The sequence below is a fragment of the Pseudescherichia sp. AS216 genome, from assembly GCF_037152055.1.
Lineage (GTDB): Bacteria > Pseudomonadota > Gammaproteobacteria > Enterobacterales > Enterobacteriaceae > Pseudescherichia.
In genome coordinates this window covers 712,548-736,368 of the sequence record NZ_JBBCMV010000003.1, presented here as the reverse complement: position 1 = coordinate 736,368, position 23,821 = coordinate 712,548, and the positions used below count along the sequence as shown (strand labels likewise).

General features: G+C 59.6%; 21 protein-coding genes. 15 read left to right on the top strand and 6 right to left on the bottom strand.

Translation table 11 applies throughout. The features are described 5' to 3' along the window. Positions 1-41: 41 nt before the first annotated feature. From paoA to WFN61_RS12740, 10 genes are all read left to right on the top strand, one after another. The gene (paoA, locus tag WFN61_RS12785) at positions 42-713 is read left to right on the top strand and encodes an aldehyde dehydrogenase iron-sulfur subunit PaoA (protein ID WP_144818723.1); all 672 of its coding nucleotides are present in this window, start codon (positions 42-44) and stop codon (positions 711-713) included. Next, the gene (locus WFN61_RS12780; protein WP_257757874.1) at positions 710-1,660 is read left to right on the top strand and encodes an FAD binding domain-containing protein; all 951 of its coding nucleotides are present in this window, start codon (positions 710-712) and stop codon (positions 1,658-1,660) included. The genes paoA and WFN61_RS12780 overlap by 4 nt, the downstream gene beginning before the upstream one ends. A gap of 4 nt (positions 1,661-1,664) precedes the next feature. Further along, complete coding sequence (gene paoC / locus WFN61_RS12775; protein ID WP_337038736.1) at positions 1,665-3,863, top strand: aldehyde oxidoreductase molybdenum-binding subunit PaoC; 2,199 nt, start codon at positions 1,665-1,667, stop codon at positions 3,861-3,863. A gap of 9 nt (positions 3,864-3,872) precedes the next feature. After that, the gene (locus tag WFN61_RS12770; protein ID WP_409455639.1) at positions 3,873-4,832 is read left to right on the top strand and encodes an XdhC family protein; all 960 of its coding nucleotides are present in this window, start codon (positions 3,873-3,875) and stop codon (positions 4,830-4,832) included. Continuing rightward, a complete protein-coding gene (locus WFN61_RS12765; protein ID WP_337038735.1) occupies positions 4,832-5,428 on the top strand; it encodes a nucleotidyltransferase family protein in 597 nt (198 codons plus the stop codon). The genes WFN61_RS12770 and WFN61_RS12765 overlap by 1 nt, the downstream gene beginning before the upstream one ends. A gap of 185 nt (positions 5,429-5,613) precedes the next feature. Further along, the gene (locus WFN61_RS12760) at positions 5,614-6,108 is read left to right on the top strand and encodes an SH3 domain-containing protein (RefSeq protein ID WP_144818715.1); all 495 of its coding nucleotides are present in this window, start codon (positions 5,614-5,616) and stop codon (positions 6,106-6,108) included. 24 nt (positions 6,109-6,132) lie between these two features. After that, on the top strand, positions 6,133-7,092 hold the full coding sequence (locus WFN61_RS12755) for a hypothetical protein (RefSeq protein ID WP_312235654.1): 960 nt from the start codon (positions 6,133-6,135) through the stop codon (positions 7,090-7,092). Positions 7,093-7,146: 54 nt separating this feature from the next. Beyond that, positions 7,147-8,517, top strand: a complete 1,371-nt coding sequence (locus WFN61_RS12750) for a protein kinase domain-containing protein (RefSeq protein WP_337038734.1) — start codon at positions 7,147-7,149, stop codon at positions 8,515-8,517. A gap of 159 nt (positions 8,518-8,676) precedes the next feature. Next, entirely contained in the window at positions 8,677-10,449 is a 1,773-nt protein-coding gene (locus WFN61_RS12745; RefSeq protein WP_337038733.1) for an alpha,alpha-trehalase, read from the top strand. Positions 10,450-10,570: 121 nt separating this feature from the next. Continuing rightward, on the top strand, positions 10,571-12,685 hold the full coding sequence (locus tag WFN61_RS12740; RefSeq protein WP_313572921.1) for a TonB-dependent siderophore receptor: 2,115 nt from the start codon (positions 10,571-10,573) through the stop codon (positions 12,683-12,685). A 54-nt stretch (positions 12,686-12,739) separates the two neighbouring features. Here WFN61_RS12740 and WFN61_RS12735 read toward each other — a convergent pair whose 3' ends face one another. Further along, the gene (locus tag WFN61_RS12735) at positions 12,740-12,994 is read right to left on the bottom strand and encodes a GlsB/YeaQ/YmgE family stress response membrane protein (protein WP_042391252.1); all 255 of its coding nucleotides are present in this window, start codon (positions 12,992-12,994) and stop codon (positions 12,740-12,742) included. 211 nt (positions 12,995-13,205) lie between these two features. Between WFN61_RS12735 and ycgR the strand changes: the two genes are divergently transcribed. Further along, on the top strand, positions 13,206-13,937 hold the full coding sequence (gene ycgR, locus WFN61_RS12730; protein WP_312283069.1) for a flagellar brake protein YcgR: 732 nt from the start codon (positions 13,206-13,208) through the stop codon (positions 13,935-13,937). Position 13,938: 1 nt separating this feature from the next. Here ycgR and emtA read toward each other — a convergent pair whose 3' ends face one another. Further along, positions 13,939-14,550 (bottom strand): membrane-bound lytic murein transglycosylase EmtA, encoded by a 612-nt coding sequence (emtA, locus tag WFN61_RS12725; protein WP_313572922.1) that lies wholly within the window; start codon positions 14,548-14,550, stop codon positions 13,939-13,941. A 104-nt stretch (positions 14,551-14,654) separates the two neighbouring features. On the opposite strand from emtA, the gene ldcA reads away from it, so the two are divergent. Next, positions 14,655-15,569, top strand: a complete 915-nt coding sequence (ldcA, locus tag WFN61_RS12720) for a muramoyltetrapeptide carboxypeptidase (protein ID WP_313572923.1) — start codon at positions 14,655-14,657, stop codon at positions 15,567-15,569. Between the two features lie 142 nt (positions 15,570-15,711). Further along, positions 15,712-17,445: a potassium/proton antiporter gene (locus WFN61_RS12715; protein WP_312283067.1), complete on the top strand. Its 1,734-nt coding sequence runs from the start codon at positions 15,712-15,714 to the stop codon at positions 17,443-17,445. Between the two features lie 63 nt (positions 17,446-17,508). Here WFN61_RS12715 and dadX read toward each other — a convergent pair whose 3' ends face one another. Both dadX and WFN61_RS12705 read right to left on the bottom strand, forming a co-directional pair. After that, on the bottom strand, positions 17,509-18,579 hold the full coding sequence (dadX, locus tag WFN61_RS12710) for a catabolic alanine racemase DadX (RefSeq protein ID WP_257757886.1): 1,071 nt from the start codon (positions 18,577-18,579) through the stop codon (positions 17,509-17,511). 9 nt (positions 18,580-18,588) lie between these two features. Next, a complete protein-coding gene (locus tag WFN61_RS12705; protein ID WP_312283066.1) occupies positions 18,589-19,890 on the bottom strand; it encodes a D-amino acid dehydrogenase in 1,302 nt (433 codons plus the stop codon). A gap of 350 nt (positions 19,891-20,240) precedes the next feature. On the opposite strand from WFN61_RS12705, the gene WFN61_RS12700 reads away from it, so the two are divergent. Next, positions 20,241-21,773: a SpoVR family protein gene (locus WFN61_RS12700; protein ID WP_042391264.1), complete on the top strand. Its 1,533-nt coding sequence runs from the start codon at positions 20,241-20,243 to the stop codon at positions 21,771-21,773. A gap of 49 nt (positions 21,774-21,822) precedes the next feature. Here WFN61_RS12700 and fadR read toward each other — a convergent pair whose 3' ends face one another. Further along, positions 21,823-22,542 carry a fatty acid metabolism transcriptional regulator FadR gene (gene fadR, locus WFN61_RS12695; protein ID WP_042391266.1) on the bottom strand — a complete coding sequence of 240 codons (720 nt, stop codon included), beginning with the start codon at positions 22,540-22,542 and terminating at the stop codon, positions 21,823-21,825. Positions 22,543-22,829: 287 nt separating this feature from the next. Here fadR and dsbB point away from each other — a divergent pair, with 287 nt between their 5' ends. Then, positions 22,830-23,360, top strand: a complete 531-nt coding sequence (dsbB, locus tag WFN61_RS12690; protein ID WP_042391268.1) for a disulfide bond formation protein DsbB — start codon at positions 22,830-22,832, stop codon at positions 23,358-23,360. On the opposite strand, the gene WFN61_RS12685 is transcribed toward dsbB, so the two are convergent. Further along, the gene (locus tag WFN61_RS12685; RefSeq protein WP_144818693.1) at positions 23,357-23,797 is read right to left on the bottom strand and encodes a YcgN family cysteine cluster protein; all 441 of its coding nucleotides are present in this window, start codon (positions 23,795-23,797) and stop codon (positions 23,357-23,359) included. The two genes, dsbB and WFN61_RS12685, sit on opposite strands and share 4 nt — an antisense overlap. Positions 23,798-23,821 lie beyond the last annotated feature (24 nt).

Sequence of the window (23,821 nt, the reverse complement as noted above, 5' to 3'; positions counted from 1 at the left end):
ATCGCACGTATAAAAATAACGCTATAGATGTGGAGGCAATTATGAGCAATCAGAGCAACGAAGCGGACAGAGGGCCGTACGATTTCAGCGTAACCCGTAGGGTGCTGATCAAGGCCAGCGCGGCGTCTGCGGCAGCGGCGGCCATTTCACCCTCCGTTGCGATCGGCGCGGGGGAGTCTCCGGTAACGCCACCGCCTGAAACGATGCCGGTCTCGTTCAAGGTCAACGGTGAAGTTCATCAGCTTGAACTGGATACGCGCACCACCCTGCTCGACGCCCTGCGCGAACATCTGCACCTCACCGGCAGTAAAAAAGGGTGCGATCACGGCCAGTGCGGGGCCTGCACCGTTATCGTTGACGGTCGCCGAATCAACGCCTGTCTGACTCTGGCCGTGATGCACCAGGATGCCGAGATCACCACCATTGAAGGACTGGGCACGCCGGATAACCTGCACCCGATGCAGGCCGCCTTTGTGAAACACGATGGCTTTCAATGCGGCTACTGTACGCCAGGGCAGATCTGCTCGTCGGTGGCGGTGCTAAAAGAGATTGAAGCAGGTATTCCCAGCCATGTGACCGTAGATCTGGTCTCCTCTCCACAGGCCACGCCAGATGAGATCCGCGAGCGGATGAGCGGCAATATCTGCCGCTGCGGGGCCTACAGCAATATCCTCGCCGCCATTGATGACGTTGCCGGAGGGCTGAAATCATGAAGGCGTTTACCTATGAGCGCGTCAACACCCCGGCGGAAGCGGCAGCCAGCGCCGGGCGCACCCCCCACGCCAAATTTATCGCGGGCGGGACTAACCTGCTCGATCTCATGAAGCTGGAGATCGAGGCTCCGCTGCACCTTATTGATATTAACAGCCTGGCGCTGGATAAGATTGAACAGACTTCCGAAGGCGGCCTGCGCATCGGTGCTCTGGTGCGTAATACCGATCTGGCAGCCGATGAGCGGGTGCGTCGCGACTACGCCGTGCTCTCCCGGGCCCTGCTGGCCGGTGCGTCTGGGCAGCTGCGTAACCAGGCCACCACGGCGGGTAACCTGCTTCAGCGCACCCGCTGCCCCTACTTCTACGACACTAACCAGCCCTGCAACAAGCGTCTTCCCGGCAGCGGCTGCGCGGCGCTGGAGGGGTTCAGCCGCCAGCATGCGGTAGTGGGCACCAGCAAAGCCTGCATCGCTACTCATCCCAGCGACATGGCCGTCGCCATGCGCCTGCTTGATGCAGTGGTAGAGACGGTGCGCCCGGATGGTCAAACGCGAGCGATCCCTATCGCCCAATTTTACCGTGCGCCGGGTACGACGCCGCATATTGAGACAGACCTCGCAGCTGGGGAGCTGATCACCGCCGTCACCCTGCCAGCGCCGGTGGGCGGGAGCCATATCTACCGCAAAGTGCGGGATCGGGCCTCCTACGCCTTCGCGCTGGTCTCCGTCGCCGCCATCGTGCAGCAGGACGGCAGCGGCCGGATCGCGCTGGGGGGCGTAGCTCATCAGCCCTGGCGTCGGGACGATGCCGATGCGGCGGTGGCTCAGGGTGCGCAGGCGGTCTATGACCGGCTGTTTGCCGAGGCCCAGCCAACCCATGAGAACGCATTTAAATTAACCCTGGCGAAGCGCACTATCGCCTCGGTGCTGGCAGAAGCGAGGGCATAAAGCGATGAAATTTGATAATCCAGCCACGGAAAACCCTATCGATCAAATGAAGGTGGTCGGCCGCCCACACGATCGCATCGATGGCCCGCTAAAAACTACCGGCACCGCGCACTATGCCTACGAGTGGCATGACAAAGTGCCCAACGCGGCCTACGGCTACGTGCTCGGGGCGGGGATCGCCAAAGGGCGAATTAGCAGTATTGATATTCAGGCCGCCCGCAGTGCGCCCGGCGTGCTGGCTGTGGTCACCGCCGACAATGCGGGAAAACTCGGCAAAGGTGAAAAGAATACCGCCATTCTGCTCGGCGGCCCGGAGATCCAGCACTATCACCAGGCCATCGCCGTAGTCGTCGCGGAGTCCTTCGAGCAGGCGCGTGCGGCAGCGTCGCTGATCGAGGTAGATTACCAGCGGGATCGGGGCGAATACGATTTAGCGGAAGTTAAACCCAGCGTCACCGCTCCGCAGAAGGATCAGCCGGACAGCGTGACCGGCGATTTTGCTACCGCCTTTGCCTCGTCTCCGGTCAAGCTCGACGCGACCTATACCACGCCGGATCAGAGCCATATGGCGATGGAGCCGCACGCCTCTATGGCGGTCTGGGAGGGGGATAAGCTTACCGTCTGGACCTCTAACCAGATGATTGACTGGTGCCGCTCCGACCTCGCGCTAACGCTGAATATGCCGAAAGAGAACATCCGCGTGCTGTCGCCCTACATCGGCGGCGGCTTTGGCGGCAAGCTGTTCTTGCGCAGCGATGCCCTGCTGGCCGCGCTGGGCGCTCGGGCAGCGAAGCGCCCGGTAAAGGTGATGCTCTCCCGACCGCTGATCCCTAACAATACCACTCACCGCCCAGCCACCATCCAGCAGGTGCGGATTGGCACCGACGAAGCCGGGCATATTACCGCCATCGCCCATGAGAGCTGGTCCGGCAACCTGCCGGAAGGCGAGCCAGAGACCGCCGTGCAGCAGACAAACTTTCTCTATGCCGGCGCGAACCGCCACACTGGTCTGCGGCTGGCGGAGCTGGATCTGCCCGAGGGGAACGCGATGCGCGCCCCAGGGGAAGCGCCGGGCATGATGGTGCTGGAGATAGCTATCGACGAGATCGCCGAGAAGGCAGGCGTCGATCCGGTGGAGTTCCGCATTCTGAACGATACCCAGGTCGACCCCACCAATCCGGATCGCCCTTTCTCCCGCCGCCAGCTGGTGGAGTGCCTGCGTACCGGCGCTCAACACTTTGGCTGGCAGCGCCGTCACCCGACGCCGGGGCAGATCCGCGACGGCCGCTGGCTGGTGGGCATGGGGGTCGCCGCCGGTTTCCGTAATAACCTGGTGATGACCTCCGGGGCGCGGGTGCATCTTGATGCCGAGGGTACGCTCACCGTTGAGACCGACATGACCGATATCGGCACCGGCAGCTACACCATTATTGCCCAGACGGCAGCTGAAATGCTGGGCCTGCCGCTGGAGAAGGTGTTGGTGCAACTGGGGGATTCAACCTTCCCGGTCTCTGCCGGCTCGGGCGGCCAGTGGGGGGCCAACAGCTCCACGGCAGGCGTCTATGCTGCCTGCGTTAAGCTGCGCGAAGCGGTGGCAAACAAGCTTGGGTTTGATCCGCAAAATGCGGTCTTTGCCGATGGCAACGTCAGCGCGGATGGCCGCAGCGCTCCGCTCACCGATGCCGCCGCAGCCGGGACGCTCAGCGCTGAAGACACTATCGAGTTTGGCGACCTGCAGGAGAAGTACCAGCAGTCCACCTTTGCCGGACACTTTGTCGAGGTCGGCGTGGATATCGCCACCGGAGAGGTGCGGGTGCGCCGAATGCTGGCCGTCTGCGCCGCCGGCCGGATCCTCAACCCGAAAACGGCGCGCAGCCAGGTGATCGGGGCGATGACCATGGGCCTCGGCGCGGCATTAATGGAGGAGCTGGCGGTGGATACCCGGCTGGGCTACTTCGTCAATCACGATCTCGCCGCCTATGAGGTGCCGGTCCATGCCGATATCCCGGTGCAGGAGGTGATCTTCCTTGACGATACCGATCCGGTTTCTTCCCCGATGAAAGCCAAGGGGGTCGGCGAGCTGGGGCTGTGCGGCGTCAGCGCCGCCATTGCCAATGCGATCTACAACGCCACCGGCGTGCGGGTACGCGACTACCCTATTACGCTCGACAAGCTGCTGAACGGCCTGCCGGAAGCGATATAGGAGAGAGACGTGCTGCCACATTTGGCTCCATCACAACCGGTTTTCCCTGTAACCGAGAGCGAACCCGCTGCGACGCCGCAGCGGGCGTTCTTAACCGACGACAACGTGGCGGTGCTGCGCTTCGCGGCGCAGGCGCTGGCCTCCGGCATGGCGGCAGCGCTGATCGTCCTGACGGAAATCCGCGGCGGTGCGGCGCGTCCCCTCGGGGCGCAGATGGCCGTTCGTGAGGACGGTCTCTACTGCGGCTTCGTCTCCGGTGGCTGCGTTGAGGCTGCTGCGGCCTGGGAGGGGCTGGAGGCGATCAAGTCCGGCGCGGATCGCACGGTAATCTACGGAGAGGGATCGCCCTGGTTTGATATTGTCCTGCCCTGCGGGGGCGGGATCACGCTCAGCATTCACCCGCTACGCTCGGCACGTCCTCTGCTGGCGGTGCTGTCGGCGCTGGAGCGACGTCATGCTCCGGCGCTGCGCTACAGGCCCCGCACCCAGACGCTGGACGTTGACGCGCCTGATAAAGAGACCGGCTGGCAAGAGGAGGAGTTTGTTATCCGCTACCGCCCCGCGACGCGGGTGATTATCTTTGGCCGCTCCGTTGAGGCCGAGATGACGGCGAAGCTCGCCGAGACGGCAGGATACGATGTTCACATCGACGACGGCTCCCGGCTGCGGACCCTGTCTGGCCTGATCGATGCCTATACGGCAGTGATCTTTCTCTGGCACGATCTCGATCGGGAGCTGCCTCTGCTAAGCACCGCCCTCGCCGCCGCGCCCTTTTACATCGGCGCGCTGGGCAGTCGACGCACGCATGAAAAACGGATCCGCGCCTTGACCGAGCGCGGGTTCCATCCCGACGAGATTGCGCGGATCAAAGCACCAATCGGTATCTTTCCCCAGGCACGGGATGCCAGCTCGCTGGCGCTATCGGTACTGGCAGACGTGGCGGCAGCCCGTGGCCAGAGGTCGTCGTAATGTCTGCGCTACCCGTGGTGCCCACTCTGCCCGTAGTGATTGTGCTCGCGGCTGGCCGGGGCGAGCGGTTTCTCGCGTCGGGTGGCGCAGCCCACAAGCTTGATACGCTGCTCGACGGCAAAGCGGTGCTCTCTCACACCCTTGAGGCGGTGCACGCTTCTGGTCTGGCGTGGCACCTTGTCCGGCCCGAGGGCGGCACCGCCGGCATGGGGGAGTCTATCGCGATGGGCGTGCGGGCCACGGCTGAGGCCGCAGGCTGGCTGATCCTGCCCGGCGATCTGCCCCTTGTTCAGGCCACAACTCTCCGGCGTGTTGCAGAGGCGCTGGCAGAGCAGGCCATTGTTGTGCCCCGCTTTCACCAGCAGCAGGGCCACCCGGTGGGATTCGGGCGCAACTACGTTAATGCCTTGGCTTCGCTGCGGGGCGACGTGGGTGCCGCAGCCATTGTGCGAAAGGCAAGAGCCTGCGGTAACGTTCAGGATCTGCCCGTTGCAGACGACGGTATTGTGCGCGATGTGGATACGCGTGCCGATCTTGATCTGGTACAAGACCTGCTGCGTGCGCGGCGGTTACTAATACATCCCTCTACCCCATGAGGCGAGCAAAAATCATTTTAATAAGAATATATGCATCTAAACATCATATTTAACAATCTCTCCCCATCAGAAGGCGATTGAATTGTTATAAACTCAATGTAGAATCATCAGACTATGCTTAAGCTGAATTAATCTTTAATAGTCAGCGGCGGTCGGGTTTAATCATTTTTTCAGGGAAAGGTATAATGAAATTGCGAGGCCTGTTACTTCTTCTTATGGTCACTGTGGTTGTCGGCTGTAAAGCGCCACCGCCGAAGATGACGGACGATACGCTGGTGACCAGTCAGGTCAATGGCGTTACGCTTACGCACCGCTATGCGGTCTCGCCACCCTCTACCTTTACGCCCGTCAACGAGGCCTACCGGGCGCTCTACCCCGGCTCAATTCTCAGCACCCCTACCTACGGCGGTAAAGTTCTCGGCCAGCTGAAAAACGGTGAAACCTATACCGTCCTCGGCGAGGTGGATAACGCCTGGCTGGCCATCGCCGAGCAGGATAACGAGCAGCTGATTGGCTACGTGCCGCCGCGTGCGATGGTAAAAAGCGCCCTCTACGAGCAGACGCTGAAAAACGATCGCCGCCGTCCTAAGCGCGCCGCGAAAAAAGCGACCTGCGTGGCGGTGGATGACGGCAGCAAGGCATGCCAAAAAGGCGATAGCGGCACCTGGATTATTGATTAATTACTCTGGCTAACAAGGAATTTTATGAAAGTCTGGCTTTCGGGTTTGGCATTGCTTTTAGCATCCACAACCGTGTCGGCAGGGAATTATCGTATTGCCCAATCCCCCTCTCAGAAGCTGGATGTCTGGATAGACAACGTTAACGATAAATCGCCGCAAAGCTGGTGTTCCGCAAAATTACCGCTGCGCATTGTTGCCAGCGGTGACAAAGCGCCCTCGATTCTTACCAGCTTTATGCCGCGCCTCGGCGCGCTGCTGGAGAACCAGTGCAGCACCATCGGCCAGGTCAACTGGCGGATGGTCGATCCTGAAGGTGAACTGCTCGCCGAAGGCATCGCCACCAAAGAGAGCGAATGGGCGGTTGTCATTACGCCGCGTGCGGCACAGTCTGCTGCCAACGCAGCGGTGGCGCAGCAGCCCTCCCCGACGGCCGACCGCACACCGTGGCTTGAATTTACCTTGCAGGATGGCTGCCATCTGCGCACCTTCTGGCAGGGTGACGCCAACGCCTCGGCGCTGTTTATCCCCGCGAAAGCCAACGGCAAGTGCGAGCGCGGCGGCTGGCTTAACGGCCGCAGCGAGGTGATCCAGCAGGGTAAGAAGGGTGAAAAGCGCTCGGTGATGACCTTTGTGCACGGTTTCCCGGTCAGCGGCCTGAGCGATAAAGCCAACGCCGACAGCCTGCTGATCACCAGCGTCAATAATGAACGCATGGTGGTGAGCAACAGCCAGGCTCCCCAAAGCTGGCTGATTATGCCCTACGATCCGCAGCTCAACGGCTGGAAAAACAGCGGCACGGTGGCGGTAGAGGTATCGCGGGATCAGGCGCTGGACGACGCGCGTCTGCAAACCCGGCTTACCGAGGTGCGTAAAGTGTGGTCCGCCTTTCTGACGCCGGGCACCAGCCTGACGCTGCTGCTGATCGATAATCTGCATCCGCAGCTGCGGGATCCGGCAGCCGGAGCCTGGCGCACGCAAAAGTGATCCTGAAATACCTATTCTGAATAGCCGTCAGTTTTGAACAGAGATCCGCAAATAATGACAGACAGCGAGAACAATCCGAGCACACCCGACGCGTTGCCGCCGGGTTTTCGTTTCGATGAGCTAGAGATCCAGGACGTTATTCAAACCAGCCACACCCATATTCTCTATCACGCCCTTGACCGCGAACTTGAGCGTCCGGTCATCGTCAGGGAGTATATGCCCCGCGCGCTGAGCCTGCGCGGCGAAGAGATGCGTCTGGTGCTGCGGAGTAAACAGGACAGCGCTGCCTTTGCCGCTGGCCTGAACGCGTTTGTCCAGCAGGCCCGCCAGCTGGCACGCTTTACCCATCCTAACCTGATGCTGGTCCTGCGCTTTTGGCAGCATAACGATACCGCCTATATCCTGACGCCGCGCTATGACGGCATCACCCTGGCGGAGCTGTATCAGCAGCAGCCGGACGTCATCAACGAAGCCTGGATTTTACAGCGGCTGCCCATGCTGTGCAGCGCGCTTGCCACTCTGCACCACGCGGGCGAGCTGCACCGCAATATTTCTCTCAAGAGTATTCAGATTGAGGAGAGCGGCCAGCCGCTGCTCCTTGACGTTGCCGCCGCGCCTGCCACCACGGGCGAGCTTAGCGACACCAGCAAGCGGCTACTTAACCCTGGCTTTACGCCTCTTGAGCAGTATGCAGACGCCAGTGAGAACCTTCTCGGGCCGTGGACGGACATCTATGCGCTGGGGGCGGTGCTCTATACGTTGATTACCGGCTCTCCGCCGCCCGCCAGCGTCGCGCGCAGCATTCAGGAGAGCTGCGCCCCGCTGGCAGAGAACCCACCGCCGGGCTATTCCCCTGCGCTGCTGCAGGCGGTGGATCGCGCCCTGGCGCTGAAGCCAGAGGATCGTCCCCAGAGCATCGCGGAGTTTGCCGCCCTGGCCGGGATTACCGTAGGCGACACCGGGCAGCTCCCGGCGGTGAAAAAAACCGGCACCATGCTGGTTCCCGTGGAGGAGCCACCCTCCGCCGCCGCGTCCCTGTGGCAGCGTGTTAAAACCCCGGCACAGATTGCGGCTGGCGTGCTAGTCGGCATTATTGCGGGCGCGCTGATCTTTGGTTCGACGCATAGCGATACGGAGACGGCGGCGGCTGCCTCCTCTACTCAGTCCGTAGCGGCCCCGGAGGCGAAGGTAGTCAGCGCGCCCGCCAGCGGCCCCATCGCCCGGATCTACATTCGCATGAGCGATGCCGACAGGCTGCAGGTGAACGGCAAGCCGCAGGAGATCGCGCCCGCACCCAGCGGTTTTGCTTATCTCCAGCTGCCTGCGGGCAAGTATGAGTTTACCCTACAGAACGGCAGCCAGCGCCGCAGCGAAACGCTGACGGTGGTTACACCTGGCACCTGGCTCATCAACCCCCAGGGTTAAAGGCGTGGTGGTGCCCTGCTCACGCGGGGCTTTTTTTAGCAAAAAATGTTTGTAAGGACGCAAATTTTTACTTCTGGTACTCCGGGCGTCGGATATTCGTCTACTGTTTTCAAAGGTTGATTACAGCGGGACGCTGTTCATTGCTAAGGAGAATAATAGATGAGAATAAATTTATCGCGCCGACCCCAGACGCTGTTTTTTGCCATGCAGCTGGCGCTAGGGGGCGCGTTTCTCGCGTTGACTTCCGCACAGGCGCTGGCCGCCGAGACTGAGAGCCAAACCCCGATCCAGTCCCCGGACATCCTGCTTGGCCCGCTGTTTGCCGATGTACAGACCGCTAAACTCTTTCCCGATCAGAAAACCTTCGCCGACGCCGTGCCGAAAAGCGATCCCTACATGATCCTGGCCGACTACCGAATGCAGCGTAACCAGTCCGGCTTCGACCTGCGCCACTTTGTTGAGATGAACTTTACCCTGCCAGCGAAGAACGAGAAGTACGTTCCGCCTGCCGGACAGACGCTGCGCCAGCACATTGACGGCCTGTGGACGGTGCTGACCCGCACCACCGATCGCACTGACAAGTGGGATTCACTTCTGCCGCTGCCTGAGCCCTACGTAGTGCCAGGCGGCCGCTTCCGCGAGATCTACTACTGGGACAGCTACTTCACCATGCTCGGCCTGGCCGAGAGCGGCCACTGGGATAAAGTGGAAGATATGGTGGCAAACTTCGCCCACGAAATCGATGCCTGGGGCCATATCCCTAACGGCAACCGCACCTACTACCTCAGCCGCTCCCAGCCACCGTTCTTTGCCTTTATGGTGGAACTGCTGGCAAGCCACAACGGCGACGAGGCGCTGAAAACCTACCGCCCGCAGCTGGAGAAAGAGTATAGCTACTGGATGGAGGGAGCAGACACGTTGCAGCCGGGCCAGGCCAACAAGCGCGTGGTGAAGCTGGAGGATGGCTCTGTTCTCAACCGCTACTGGGACGATCGCGATACGCCGCGTCCGGAATCCTGGCTTGATGACGTCACTACCGCGAAGAATAATCCAAACCGTCCGGCGACGGAGATCTATCGCGATCTGCGCTCTGCCGCCGCATCTGGCTGGGACTTCAGCTCGCGCTGGATGGACGATCCTAACCAGCTCGGCAGCATCCGCACCACCAGCATCGTGCCGGTGGACCTTAACGCCCTGATGTTCAAGATGGAAAAAGTGCTGGCCCGCGCCAGCCAGGCCGCCGGGGACAGCGCCAAATCAAGTCAGTATGACGCCATGGCCAGCGCCCGACAGAAAGGGATGGAGGCCAACCTGTGGAACGACAAAGAGGGCTGGTATGCGGATTACGATCTGAAGACCAAAAAAGTACGTAGCCCGCTGACGGCGGCGGCACTCTTCCCGCTGTACGTCAACGCGGCGGCGAAGGATCGCGCTGCCAGGGTTGCGGCCGCTACCCAGGCTCACCTGCTGAAGCCCGGCGGCATCGCCATCACCACGGTCAACAGCGGCCAGCAGTGGGACGCGCCCAATGGCTGGGCACCGTTGCAGTGGGTCGCCACCACCGGTCTACAAAACTACGATCAGGATAAGCTGGCGATGGATGTCACCTGGCGTTTTCTTTCCAACGTCCAGCACACCTACGATCGCGAACAAAAGCTGGTTGAGAAGTATGACGTCAGCAGCACCGGCACCGGCGGTGGCGGCGGCGAATATCCGCTACAGGATGGCTTCGGCTGGACTAACGGCGTTACGCTGATGATGCTGGATCTGGTCTGTCCGAAGGCTCAGCCGTGCGACAGCGTGCCGAAAGCACAGCCTGCGGCGACAGCCTCTTCTACGCCATCAAACTCTGCTCCATCTACCACTGCTCCATCTACTACGCAGCAGCCTGCTCCGCAGAGCGCGCCTGAAGCACAGAAAGTGGCGCAGTAAACCTCTCCCCGCCCCGCTACCAAATCTGGTAGCGGGGCGGACTCCTCCCCCGTAAAAAGCTTGTATACGCAAATATAAACAATAATAATTCGCGTTCCGCTTATGAGAGTATGGATTGCGAATGAAAACAACATTAAAACGCTCTGTCTGGTTTTGCGCGTTGGGCATTGCCCTTCCTCATGCCGTTCTGGCTGAAGATACCGTCGTCGTTAGCGCTACCGCACCGCAGTCAGCCACGGCGCCGACCGAGGGTTACACGGTGCAGAGCACCCGCGGTGCAACCAAAACCGATCAGCCGCTGATTGTTACCGGCCAGTCGGTATCGGTGGTCACCCGTCAGCAGATGGAAGATCAGGGCGTGATGAACGTCAACCAGGCGCTGAGCTATACCCCGGGCGTCAATTCCAACTTTGGCGGAGGCGCAACGCGCTTTGACACCGTCTCGCTACGCGGCTTCCACGGCGGCGACGTGGATAACATCTTCCTCGACGGCATGCGCCTGATGAGTGATGGCGGGAGCCACAGCGTATTGCAGATCGACCCGTGGTTTATCGAACGCATCGACGTGGTGAAGGGTCCCTCTTCGGCGCTGTATGGCCAGAGCGTCCCCGGTGGGCTGGTCAACCTCACCTCGAAGCGCCCGCAGTTTAAGTCCGAAGGCCACTTCCGACTCTCCGGCGGCACGCAGAATACCAAGGGCGGCGCGTTTGATTACACCGACGCCATTAACGACCAGTGGGCGTTTCGTCTGACCGGGATGACCCGCAGCAGCGACACTCAGTATGACAATACCCGCGAAGAGCGCTACGCCATTTCGCCGTCCCTGCTCTGGCAGCCGGACTCGGATACCAGCCTGCTGCTCCGCGCCTACCTGCAAAAAGATCCTTCCGGCGGCTACCACGGCTCGCTGCCCATGGACGGCGCGCGCTTTGACCACAACGGCAAGCGGCTGGCGAACAGCACCAACGAGGGCGAGAGCGGGGATGGCTATCGCCGTCGCGAGCAACTCTATAGCGTAGAGTTTGACCACCAGTTTAACGACGTCTGGTCAGTACACTCCAGCGGCAGCTATACCCACGCCAACGTTGCCCTCGATCAGGTCTACCAGACCGGCTGGATTGCTAACTCAGACGATCTGGCACGAGGCTACAGCGGCTCGCGCGGCTCTCTTGACGCCTGGTCAACCGATAACCGCCTGCAGGCCGACTTTACTACCGGCGAGATAACGCATACCGTAATCCTCGGCGGGGAGTATCACCGCTACCGCAACGATCTCTGGACCGGCGCAGGCTCTGCCGCCCCGCTTAACCCGTTCACCGGCTATACGCCGCAGCACGGTTACACTGTCACCTATAGCGATGACAATAATCGCCGCTATTATCAGGCGGGTGCCTATCTGCAGGACGAGATGGAGTGGAACCGCTGGCATCTGGATCTCTCTGGACGCTACGACCGTATCGTCTCCGAGCAGGCCAGCGACACCTTTGGCACCGACAGCCGCCGCTCTGATGACCACGTCAGCAGCCGCGCCTCACTGCTTTACGCGTTCGAAAACGGCCTCTCGCCCTACCTGAGCTACAGCCAGGCGATCACGCCGGCCTCACTGCCGGGTGCAGACGGTAAGCTGCTGAAGCCGACCACCGCCGAGCAGTATGAGGCTGGCCTCAAGTTTCAGCCGCCGGGCACGTCGGATATCTACAGCATTGCTCTCTACGACCTGACGCAGAAAGATGTGGCAACCCGCGATATCAATATCGCTACCGCCACCTACCTGCCCGCCGGGAAGGTGCACTCCCAGGGCGTGGAGATTGAAGCGCGCAACCAGCTGACGTCGCGCCTGAGCACCATTGCTGGCTATACGTGGAATCATCTACGCTTCGAGGATTCGCTGGACGGCAACGAGTCTAATACGCCGCAGCTCACTCCGGACCAGATGGCCTCGCTGTGGGCGCACTATCAGTTTGATTACGGGTTAAGCGTGGGCGCAGGTGTGCGCTACATTGGCAAACAGTATGCCGATGATGCGAATACGGCACGGCTGCCGTCGGTCACGCTGCTTGATGCCTCGGTCAGGGCCGATCTTGGCGCATGGTCGCCGCAGTTGAAAGGCGCATTTGTGCAGGTTAACGCCAGCAATCTGGGCGATCGGGACTATATCTCGGGCTGCTATGGGACAAACAACTGCTACTTTGGTGCGGAGCGCAGCGTTCTTGCCACGGTGGGATATGATTTTTGATAGAGTAAGATGAGTGAGATGCCAGCCGGCAAGGTCGCCGGCTGGCATAGAACGTTAGTTCCGACGTACCATCCGGTAGATAGCCAGAACCACAATCGCACCCACTACTGCGACGAGGAAACTTGGTAAATTGAAGCCTGTAACGTCACCGCCAACGCCAAACATCGTCGCCAGCCAGCCACCGACTACGGCACCAACGATACCCAGAATAACGGTAATGATGAAACCACCCCCGTCGCGCCCTGGCATGATGAACTTAGCGATAATACCGGCAATAAGGCCAAAAATAATCCACGCAATAATACCCATTTTGCGTTGTCTCCTTTTACATGGTTGCTTACTTTGCAGGCCCAAACGCCTGCACCGTGAATTGAGTATAGGCAATAGATCCAAAAAAGGTTAAATGTCACAGACTTATTAATTTTTTTGTTGCTAAAAAAATTTACATTACGGCTGAAGTTCCCGCCCCGCGTGCCGATAAATCAACGGTGGGCTATTAGTCAGCAAGGAGCCATCCGGCGTGAGCAACTACAGTGAGCAGTTCCTGAAACAAACCCCTCTGGCCGTTTTGGGCATACTGCGCGATCTGCACAAAGAGCAGGTGCCGATCTGTATTTCCTGGGGCAGCGGGCAATTCATCAGCAAGATCCTCGATGCGGATCTCGACAGGCTGGTGGTGGACCTCGGCAGCCAGGAGTATGAGAACAAAGCGGTGCAGCGTGTCGACACTCTGTCCATCACCGCAGAGACCCGAGGGGCGAAGGTTGAATTTACCGTCTCCGGCTTGCAGATGAGTGATTATCAGGCGCTGCCGGCGTTTGTTACGCCGCTCCCCTCCTCCGTATGGTTTATTCAGCGCCGGGAATACTTCCGTATTAGCGCCCCGCTGCATCCGGCCTATTTTGGCAAGGCTACGCTGCCGGACAAACGCCCGATGCGTTTTCGTCTGTATGACCTGTCGGTAGGCGGCATGGGCGCGCTGCTGGAAGGGGCCACGCCGGAAGGCGTGAAAGAGGGGCAGCGTTTCTCGCAGATTGAGCTGGATATGGGGGGCTGGGGACAGTTCTATTTTGATGCCCAGCTGATCTCTATCAGCGAGCGTAAGGTGGTAGACGGCAAGAACGATACCGTTACCACCCCGCGTTTGAGCTTTCGCTTTCTGAATACTAACCCAGCGGTGGAGCGCGAGCTCCAGCGGATCATCTTCTCACTGGAGCGTGAGGCGCGCGAGCGGGCCAATAAGGTGCGATGATCTACATCGCATCCATGGCTTTCTGCACCTTCCAGATATAGCGTGGTGCCTGCGGCGCAGGATGATTTTCGGCAACGTGCTCGACAAACTCATCCGCGTCCAGGTCGTTGATCTCGCTAATGGCCCTCTTGCGATCCGATGAGAAGGTGCGCAGCAGCGCCCCTGCGCCGTTGACGTAGGAGACCACCAGCGCGTATTGCATCACCTCCGGATCTTTAATCCCCGCAAGCACGCCGTGTTCAAGAATACTCAGGTAGGCCGTCCCCATAGAGATATTGCGCTCCGGGTTTTTCAGCTCGCTGGTCGAGGGTTGCCCGCTCCAGCCCATGTGTCGGTAAACCTCTTTTCCGGCGGTGGAGGCTTTAAGCTGCATCAGGCCCACGGCGTTGGATTTACTCACCAGCGTCGGGTTTCCGCCAGACTCTACGGCGATAATGGCCGTTATCAGCCGCGGGCTGACGCCCCACGCCTCACCCGCCTTCTCGCTGATCGGCATCCACTGCATTGCCCGTTTCACCGGGACCTCCGGGTTCCACGGCGGGTTTTTATAATCCTGTTTTGAACTACACCCTGCCAGCAGCACCACCAAAAAAGCAAACCATCTCAGTTTCACACCAACAATCCTTTTACCGGGAGTTTAGATGACAATGACAATCCTACGCGGCATGATAACCGTTTCATCTACTATTTCATTAAGAATGTCAGCAAGGATTTGCCATGTCCCGGATTCATCTGATCGCTCCCTCCGGCTACTGCATTAATCAGTCTGCCGCCCTCAGAGGCATCCAGCGTCTTACGGACGCTGGCCACCGCGTAGAGAATCAGCAGGTGATTACCCGCCGCGATCGGCGCTTCGCCGGTGACGACGCCGAGCGGCTGGCGGATCTCAACGCCCTGGTGACGCTGGATACGCCGAACACGATTGTGATGCCGGTTCGCGGCGGCTACGGTGCCAGCCGTCTGCTGGAGGGGATCGACTGGCAGGGACTGGCCGAGCGCCAGCGCCACGCGCCGCTGCTCATCTGCGGCCACAGCGACTTCACCGCCGTGCAGCTTGGCCTGCTGGCGACGGATAACGTCATCACCTTTAGTGGGCCGATGCTGGCAGCTAACTTTGGCGCGGAGGCGCTGGATGACTTTACGCAGGAACACTTCTGGCGCGCGCTGCGCAATGAGACCTTTAGCGTGACCTGGGAAGGCACGGGGCCGGCATGCGACGTTGAAGGGACGCTCTGGGGGGGAAACCTGGCGCTGCTGGTCTCGCTCATTGGCACGCCGTGGCTGCCAACCATAGAAAACGGCATTCTGGTGGTCGAGGATATTAATGAGCACCCGTTCCGCGTGGAGCGAATGCTGCTCCAGCTGCAGCATGCGGGCATCCTGTCGCGGCAGAAAGCGCTGATCCTCGGCAGCTTCAGCCGCAGCGCGCCTAACGACTACGATGCCGGGTTCGATCTCGATGCGATGATAGCCTACCTGCGCACGCGCCTGGCGATCCCGGTGGTGAGCGGCCTCGCCTTTGGCCATGAGCCGCAGACGGTGACCCTGCCGCTGGGGGCGCAGGCGCGCTTGCAGCACCAGGATTTTCATACGCAGCTTACCCTTAGCGGCCATCCTGTTTTAAGTGAATAAAAATATCGTTTTTAGCCTCTATTAAAGCGCTGTTACCGCCGTGGATATGGTAATGTTTTAGAGGGTCGTGCCGCGCCATCTCTGGCGCGAGCGCCCTCGGCCCCGTTTGGGTGGTAAATGCATTTAGAGGAGAAAAGCGACATTGGAAGCTGAGGCGATTATCGGTCTTTTCATTTTGGGTTCAGTGCTTGTAACCTGCAGTATCTTATTAAGTTCTTTTTCATCACGCCTTGGTATTCCCATCCTGGTTATCTTTCTCGCCATCGGCATGCTGGCCGGTGTCGACGGCGTCGGCGGCATCCCTTTCGATAACTATCCGCTCGCCTATATGATCAGTAACCTCGCGCTGGCGATCATTCTGCTGGATGGCGGCATGCGCACCCAGGCCAGTTCGTTTCGCGTCGCCCTTGGCCCTGCGCTATCGCTGGCCACGGTCGGGGTCCTGATCACCTCCGGTCTCACCGGTATGATGGCCGCCTGGCTGTTCAAGCTAGACATGATAGAGGGCCTGCTGATTGGCGCCATTGTCGGCTCGACGGATGCGGCGGCAGTCTTCTCCCTGCTGGGCGGCAAGGGGCTTAACGAGCGTGTCGGCTCGACGCTGGAGATTGAGTCCGGCAGTAACGATCCGATGGCCGTGTTTCTGACTATCACCCTGATAGATATGATCCAGCATCATCAGCTTGGGCTGGACTGGAAGTTTGCCCTGCATATCGTTCAGGAGTTTGGCCTCGGGATTATCGTCGGCCTGGCGGGTGGCTACCTGCTGCAGCAGATGATTAATCGGATCGCGCTGCCCGCCGGGCTCTACCCGCTGCTGGCCCTGAGCGGCGGTATTCTGATCTTCGCGGTCACTACGGCAATCCATGGCAGCGGCATCCTGGCAGTCTACCTGTGCGGTTTTGTGCTCGGCAATCGCCCCATTCGTAACCGCTATAACATTCAACAGAACTTTGACGGCCTGGCCTGGCTGGCGCAGATCGGTATGTTCCTCGTGCTGGGGCTGTTGGTTACCCCTTCCGACCTGTTGATGATTGCCGTTCCGGCCCTGCTGCTCTCGGCGTGGATGATTTTTGTGGCCCGCCCACTGTCGGTGTTTGCTGGCCTGCTGCCGTTTCGCGGCTTCAACCTGCGCGAGCGGATCTTTATTAGCTGGGTGGGGCTACGCGGCGCGGTTCCCATCATCCTCGCGGTATTCCCGATGATGGCCGGTCTCGAAAACGCCCGGCTGTTCTTCAACGTCGCCTTCTTCGTGGTGCTGGTCTCCCTGCTGTTCCAGGGCACCTCCCTGAGCTGGGCGGCAAAAAAAGCCAGGGTAGTGGTTCCCCCGGTGGGCTGGCCCGAGTCGCGGGTCGGGCTGGACATCAGCCCGGAGAACGCCTGGGAGCAGTTTATCTACCAGCTGAGTGCCGATAAGTGGTGCGTCGGTGCGGCGCTGCGCGATCTGCATATGCCGCCAGAGACGCGTATTGCCGCCCTGTTCCGTGGCAACGCGCTGCTGCACCCGACCGGCAGTACCCACCTGCGCGAAGGCGATGTGCTGTGCGTGATTGGCCGCGAGCGCGACCTGCCTGCGCTGGGCAAACTGTTTAGCCACTCGCCGCCGGTGGCGCTGGATCAGCGCTTCTTTGGGGACTTTATTCTGGAGGCCAGTGCTAAGTTTGCTGACGTGGCGCTGATCTACGGCCTCGATCAGGGAACGGAGTATCCCGATAAACAGCAGACGCTGGGGGATATTGTGCAGAAGCTGATTGGTGCTGCGCCGGTGGTCGGTGACCAGGTGGAGTTTGCTGGCATGATCTGGACGGTGGCCGAAAAAGAGGATAACGCCGTGCGTAAGGTGGGTGTCCGGGTAGCCGAACACGAAACGGAGTGAGGTATCGCCGGGTGGCGGCTACGCCTGACCCGGCCTGGATGCCTTGCGGTTACACTGTCACAATCATTGCGTAACAACCGGCACGCGGGGAGCAAGCGCGCACATCAGCTCATACCCCACCGTGCCCGCCGCAGCGGCGACGTCATCAATCTTGATTTCGCTGCCCCACAGCTCAACCGGTGTACCGATCCCCGCCTGCGGGCACGGGGTCAGATCTACCGCCAGCATATCCATTGAGACCGTTCCGACAATCCCCGTGCGTACGCCGTCTACCAGCACCGGCGTGCCGTCCGGAGCGTGGCGCGGATAGCCATCGGCATAGCCTGCCGCAACGATGCCGATCCGCTGCTCGCCCGTGGCCTGATAGCGCCCGCCGTAGCCCACCCGATCGCCCCGCTTCAGGGTCTGCACGCCGATAATCTCGCTGTGCAGAGCCATCACCGGCTTGAGGCCGCTGTTCGCCACGTCGTGCCACTGCCCGGAGGGCGACGCGCCGTAGAGAATAATACCTGGCCTGACCCAGTCAAAATGGGCCTGAGGATGCCAGAGCGTGGCGGCCGAGTTGGCGAGGGAGCGGGGACAGTTGAGTCCTTCCGCCGCCTGCTCTACTCGCACCATCGCCTCGACAATGCCATCGGGCTTCTCCCCCGAGGCAAAATGCGACATCAGCGTCATCTGACCCACGTTTTTCATCGCCCGCAGCTGCTGCCATACCGAACTGACCCGCTCCGGCATAAACCCCAGCCGGTTCATGCCGGTGTTGACCTTCAGGTAGATATCCAGCGGGGCGCTAAGCCGGGCATTTTGCAGCGCCTTTAGCTGCCAGTTGCTGTGAATGCTGGTGGTCAGACGCAGGCTATCCAGCAGCGGCAACTCGTCGGCATTAAAGAACCCCTCCAGCAGCAGGATCGGCCCCTTCCAGCCGCGCTCGCGCAGCAGCACCGCCTCCTCCAGATTGAGCAGGGCAAAACCGTCCGTGGTGCCCAGCGCGCGCCAGATGCGGTCGATTCCGTGCCCGTAGGCGTTGGCCTTTACTACCGACCACACCCGCGCCCCAGGCGCAGCGCGGCGAACAACCTGTAAATTATGCTGTAAGGCCGATAAATTTAGCGTGGCCTGAACAGGACGCGTCATGACTGCCCCTTATGTATTGTGTACGCCATGCAGATGGCTGGCCCGCGCGGGAGTAAAATCGGCACCGTAGCGGGCTACGCCTAAATCTTCGTGTGGAATAGCCGGTGAGCGGCCAGAGATCAGATCGCTCAGCAGCTGGCCGGAACCGCAGGCCATGGTCCAGCCAAGGGTGCCATGCCCGGTGTTGAGCCAGAGATTTTTAAACGGCGTACGTCCCACCACCGGCGTGCCGTCCGGCGTCATCGGACGCAGGCCGGTCCAGAAGGTGGCTTCTTCAACGTGGCCTCCGCGTGGAAAGAGATCGCGCACTACCATCTCCAGCGTCTCCCGACGCGGCTGCAGCAGCTCGGTATTGAAGCCCACAATCTCTGCCATCCCGCCAACGCGGATGCGGTTATCGAAGCGGGTAATGGCAATCTTGTAGCTCTCATCAAGGATAGTCGACACGGGCGCACCGCTCTCCTCCGCCACGGGAATGGTAAGCGAGTAGCCTTTCAGGGGATAGACCGGAATATCGACGATGCCTTTCAGCATAGCGGTGGAGTATGAGCCAAAGGCCATCACGTAGGCATCGGCCTTGATCACCTCATCACCACACTTCACGCCGTAGATCTTCTCGCCCTCATAAAGCAGGCGATCGACCGGCGTATTGTAGCGAAACACCACACCCGCCTGCTCGGCCATCTGCGCCAGACGCTGGGTAAAGAGCTGACAGTCGCCGGTTTCGTCATTGGGCAGGCGCAGGCCGCCGGTGAGCTTGTGCGCCACTTCGGCGAGGGCAGGTTCAACCTCTGCCAGCCGGGCAGACTCCAGCAGCTGATAGGGAACCCCGGCATCTTCCAGCACGGCGATGTCGCGGGTCGCGTTCTCATACTGCTGTTCTGTGCGGAAGAGCTGCAGCGTGCCGCCCTGTCGCCCCTCATACTCAATGCCGGTGCTGTCGCGCAGGGCCTTCAGGCAGTCGCGGCTGTACTCGGCCAGACGCACCATCCGTCCCTTGTTCTCCATGTAGTGGCGGGTGTCACAGTTGCGCAGCATCTGCCACATCCACTTGAGCTGGAACGACGTCCCGTCAAGGCCGATGGCCAGCGGGGCATGGCGTTCAAACATCCATTTGATCGCCTTCAGAGGGACACCCGGTGCGGCCCAGGGGGCAGCATAGCCTGGTGAGATCTGTCCGGCGTTAGCCGCGCTGGTTTGCAGCGCCGATCCCGGCTCCCGTTCAATTACCGTTACCTCATGCCCCGCCTGACTCAGATACCAGGCGCTGGTCACGCCCACGACGCCACTTCCCAGAACCACAACGCGCATAGCCACTCCCTATGAGTAAAACTGACGAGTTAAGAACGATCATCGGTTAAGAACAATCATCTGATTACAAATTGATAACTCAGATGAAAATGTTATTCAACATACGGCTTTTTTATGGTGACTTAACTCACATCTCTGCCTATGACGGCGGATGGGGGCTATTTGGTATCTCCTGCTGAGCCTCCATGTAACGCAGCATAAAATAGCGCAAATGCCTGGCCTACCCCCCTTTTTACACGGCGAAATGGCGAAGAAAAAATTTCCTCGCCAGCCCGGTTTTTGATGCGGTGATCTATGCTTGAAAGGAGACTCTCCTGCAAGAGAGAGTCGCCAACAATGAGGGTGCGCTAATGGCTACGATTGACTCCATGAATAAGGACACCTCCCGTCTCAGCGATGGACCCGACTGGACATTCGAACTGCTTGATACCTACCTGGCCGAGATCGATCGGGTAGCTAAACTCTACCGGCTTGATACCTATCCCCACCAGATCGAAGTCATCACCTCCGAACAGATGATGGACGCCTACTCCAGCGTCGGAATGCCGATTAACTATACCCACTGGTCGTTTGGTAAAAAGTTTATCGAGACCGAGCGGCTCTATAAGCACGGGCAGCAGGGGTTGGCCTACGAGATTGTGATCAACTCCAACCCCTGTATCGCTTACCTGATGGAGGAGAACACCATTACCATGCAGGCGCTGGTGATGGCCCATGCCTGCTACGGGCACAACTCCTTCTTCAAAAATAACTACCTGTTCCGCAGCTGGACCGATGCCAGCTCCATTGTTGACTACCTGATTTTTGCCCGTAACTACATCACCGATTGCGAAGAGCGCTATGGCGTGGTCGAGGTTGAGAAGCTGCTCGACTCCTGCCATGCCCTGATGAACTACGGCGTCGATCGCTACAAACGGCCGCAGAAGATCTCTCTTCAGGAGGAGAAAGCGCGGCAGAAGAGCCGGGAAGAGTATCTGCAGAGTCAGGTGAACACCCTGTGGCGTACCCTGCCGAAGCGCGAGGAGGAGAAAACGGTTGCTGAAGTCCGACGCTACCCTTCAGAGCCGCAGGAGAATCTGCTCTATTTTATGGAGAAGAATGCCCCGCTGCTTGAGCCGTGGCAGCGTGAGATTTTACGCATCGTGCGTAAGGTGAGCCAGTACTTCTATCCGCAGAAGCAGACCCAGGTCATGAACGAGGGCTGGGCGACCTTCTGGCACTACACCATCCTCAACCATCTCTACGATGAGGGGAAAGTGACCGATCGCTTTATGCTGGAGTTTCTCCATAGCCACACCAACGTGGTGTTCCAGCCGCCCTACAACAGCCCGTGGTACAGTGGGATCAACCCCTACGCGCTGGGCTTCGCCATGTTCCAGGATATCAAACGGATCTGTCAGTCCCCTACCGAGGAGGACAGGTACTGGTTCCCGGATATTGCCGGATCGGACTGGCTGGAGACGCTCCACTTCGCCATGCGCGACTTTAAAGACGAGAGTTTTATTAGCCAGTTCCTGTCGCCTAAGGTAATGCGTGACTTCCGTTTCTTCACGGTGCTGGATGACGATCGCAATAACTATCTGGAGATTGCGGCTATTCATAACGAAGACGGCTACCGTGAGATCCGCGCTAAGCTTTCGGCGCAGTACAACCTCAGCAACCTTGAGCCGAATATCCAGGTATGGAACGTCGACCTGCGTGGGGACCGCTCGTTAACCCTGCGCTATGTGCCGCACAACCGTGCGCCGCTGGATAAGGGCCGCCGGGAGGTGCTCAAGCACGTGCACCGCCTGTGGGGATTTGATGTGATGCTGGAGCAGCAGAACGAAGATGGCAGCGTAGAGCTACTGGATCGCTGCCCGCCGCGTCAGAACAGCCTGTAATGCCTGTCCCTCTCCTGGCGGAGAGGGCTTTTGCTGTTTATCTCTGAGCTCAACGACTCTGAATGGCGAGATCGCCCGGCAGGTTTTTCTGCATCCGGTGCCAGATCTCTCCGCTGTCGCGTCCATAGTGGCGCACAATATCATACACCTTGTCATGATCGCCGCGCTCGCACACCTCGCCCAGGCGGTGGTAGAAGCCCAGCGCCAGGCTGCGCGCCTCGGGGTTGGCAAAGTAGTGCCGCCCGATACGGGTGTAGAGCCCCTTCATGCCGTTGAGGATCAGCCCATAGATAGGGTTACCTGACGCAAACGCGAGGCCGCGGAAAATGTTGTAGTCGAGCTCGGCGAAGGCATCGGCGTGATCTTCTACCTCACGCGCGCGGGCCAGGACGTCCAGCGCATCTTGCGGATGCTGGCGAAACGCGGTGCGGATGAAAATGGTGGCGATGTTGGTACGCACCGACAGCAGGTTGTCGATCAGCTGGGGAACGCTCTCGTGATCGAGCCGGGCCAGCGTCTCCAGAATATTAAGGCCGGACGTCTCCCAGAAGTTATTCACTTTGGTCGGCTTACCGTGCTGGATGGTCAGCCAGCCGTCACGTGCCAGACGCTGTAGCACCTCGCGCAGCGTAGTGCGGGTGACGCCAATCAGTTCGGAAAGTTCTCTTTCAGCTGGCAGGATCGTTCCCGGTGGAAAGCGATTATTCCAGATACTTTCAATGATGTACTCTTCCGCGAACCCCGCCGGGCTCTGCGCCTTAATGACCATAGAGAAATTTCCATTACACAGCGAAACAAAGAGACTCATCATACCAGAGCGAGGGGGCAGCAGATAGCACGAAACGGGAAGAAAAAGGGATCGCCGTTCTGTTTTTACGCTTTTCTTAAACGGCCATTTTCAGCGCATTGTGCTGGCCGTTTACCCTTTGCCACGCTTTTGCACTCCCAGCATAAACAACGCTTATTTCCCCTACTTTCCCCCGCTTCTGAACCCTTTGTCATCTCAGGGTGAATTCGTTTACACTGCGCTGTCTAGCATCTCCCAGGGAAATGATTATGTTACAATTTTTAAACAAGTGCTCTCACGGGCGCGGTGCCTGGTTACTTATGGCACTGACGGCGTTGGCGCTTGAGCTGGTGGCTTTATGGTTCCAGCATGTGATGCTGCTTAAACCGTGCGTTTTATGTATTTATGAGCGTTGCGCCCTGTTTGGCGTAATGGGCGCCGGGCTGGTGGGTGCAATCGCGCCAAAAACGCCGCTGCGCTATGTGGCGATTGCTATCTGGCTCTACAGCGCATGGCGCGGTATTCAGCTGGCGTGGGAGCATACGATGATCCAGCTGCACCCTAACCCGTTTATGACCTGCGATTTCGCCGCCCGTTTCCCGAGCTGGCTGCCGCTGGATAAGTGGCTGCCGCAGGTCTTTGTTGCCTCCGGCGACTGCGCCGAACGCCAGTGGTCCTTCCTGACCCTGGAGATGCCGCAGTGGCTGGTAGGGATCTTTATCGCCTACTTCGCCGTGGCCATCCTTGTGCTGATTGCCCAGGCGTTCAAACCGAAAAAACGCGATCTCTTTGGCCGTTAAGCGCCGGGCTTGTTGAGGATGTGATCCTCCCAGTTACGCACCTCGGACTCCGTTACCGCAATGTGGCGGACCGAGATGCGCTCGGCGTGCATCGCCGCTTTTGATCCGCTACGCAGCGGATGCCAGAGCGGCAGTGCTTTCCCCTCCGCCAGCAGGCGATAGGCACAGGTCGGCGGCAGCCACTCAAAGGTCGGCAGATTCTCCCGCGTTAGCTTGATGCAGTCCGGCTCATACTCGAAGCGCCGCGCGTAGTTGCGGCACTGGCAGGTTTTGATATTAAGCTGACGGCAGGCGACGTTAGTGAAGTAGATCTCGTCGGTATCTTCATCCTGAAGCTTGTGCAGGCAGCACTGGCCGCAGCCGTCGCACAGCGACTCCCACTCGGCATCGGTCATCTGCTCAAGGGTTTTGCTCTGCCAGAAAGGTGTATCGCTCATAAGGAAGTCCGCCGTGAAATTTCA

Bases quoted from the DNA above. Each gene is read 5' to 3' on its own strand.
- WFN61_RS12760 (WP_144818715.1), top strand. From the start codon at position 5,614: ATGAAATTGCGAGGCCTGTTACTTCTTCTTATGGTCACTGTGGTTGTC.
- dadX (WP_257757886.1), bottom strand. From the start codon at position 18,579: ATGACGCGTCCTGTTCAGGCCACGCTAAATTTATCGGCCTTACAGCAT.
- paoA (WP_144818723.1), top strand. From the start codon at position 42: ATGAGCAATCAGAGCAACGAAGCGGACAGAGGGCCGTACGATTTCAGC.
- ldcA (WP_313572923.1), top strand. From the start codon at position 14,655: ATGTCCCGGATTCATCTGATCGCTCCCTCCGGCTACTGCATTAATCAG.
- WFN61_RS12780 (WP_257757874.1), top strand. From the start codon at position 710: ATGAAGGCGTTTACCTATGAGCGCGTCAACACCCCGGCGGAAGCGGCA.
- fadR (WP_042391266.1), bottom strand. From the start codon at position 22,542: ATGGTCATTAAGGCGCAGAGCCCGGCGGGGTTCGCGGAAGAGTACATC.
- WFN61_RS12700 (WP_042391264.1), top strand. From the start codon at position 20,241: ATGGCTACGATTGACTCCATGAATAAGGACACCTCCCGTCTCAGCGAT.
- paoC (WP_337038736.1), top strand. From the start codon at position 1,665: ATGAAATTTGATAATCCAGCCACGGAAAACCCTATCGATCAAATGAAG.
- WFN61_RS12750 (WP_337038734.1), top strand. From the start codon at position 7,147: ATGACAGACAGCGAGAACAATCCGAGCACACCCGACGCGTTGCCGCCG.
- WFN61_RS12705 (WP_312283066.1), bottom strand. From the start codon at position 19,890: ATGCGCGTTGTGGTTCTGGGAAGTGGCGTCGTGGGCGTGACCAGCGCC.
- WFN61_RS12740 (WP_313572921.1), top strand. From the start codon at position 10,571: ATGAAAACAACATTAAAACGCTCTGTCTGGTTTTGCGCGTTGGGCATT.
- WFN61_RS12745 (WP_337038733.1), top strand. From the start codon at position 8,677: ATGAGAATAAATTTATCGCGCCGACCCCAGACGCTGTTTTTTGCCATG.
- WFN61_RS12685 (WP_144818693.1), bottom strand. From the start codon at position 23,797: ATGAGCGATACACCTTTCTGGCAGAGCAAAACCCTTGAGCAGATGACC.
- WFN61_RS12755 (WP_312235654.1), top strand. From the start codon at position 6,133: ATGAAAGTCTGGCTTTCGGGTTTGGCATTGCTTTTAGCATCCACAACC.
- WFN61_RS12765 (WP_337038735.1), top strand. From the start codon at position 4,832: ATGTCTGCGCTACCCGTGGTGCCCACTCTGCCCGTAGTGATTGTGCTC.
- WFN61_RS12735 (WP_042391252.1), bottom strand. From the start codon at position 12,994: ATGGGTATTATTGCGTGGATTATTTTTGGCCTTATTGCCGGTATTATC.
- dsbB (WP_042391268.1), top strand. From the start codon at position 22,830: ATGTTACAATTTTTAAACAAGTGCTCTCACGGGCGCGGTGCCTGGTTA.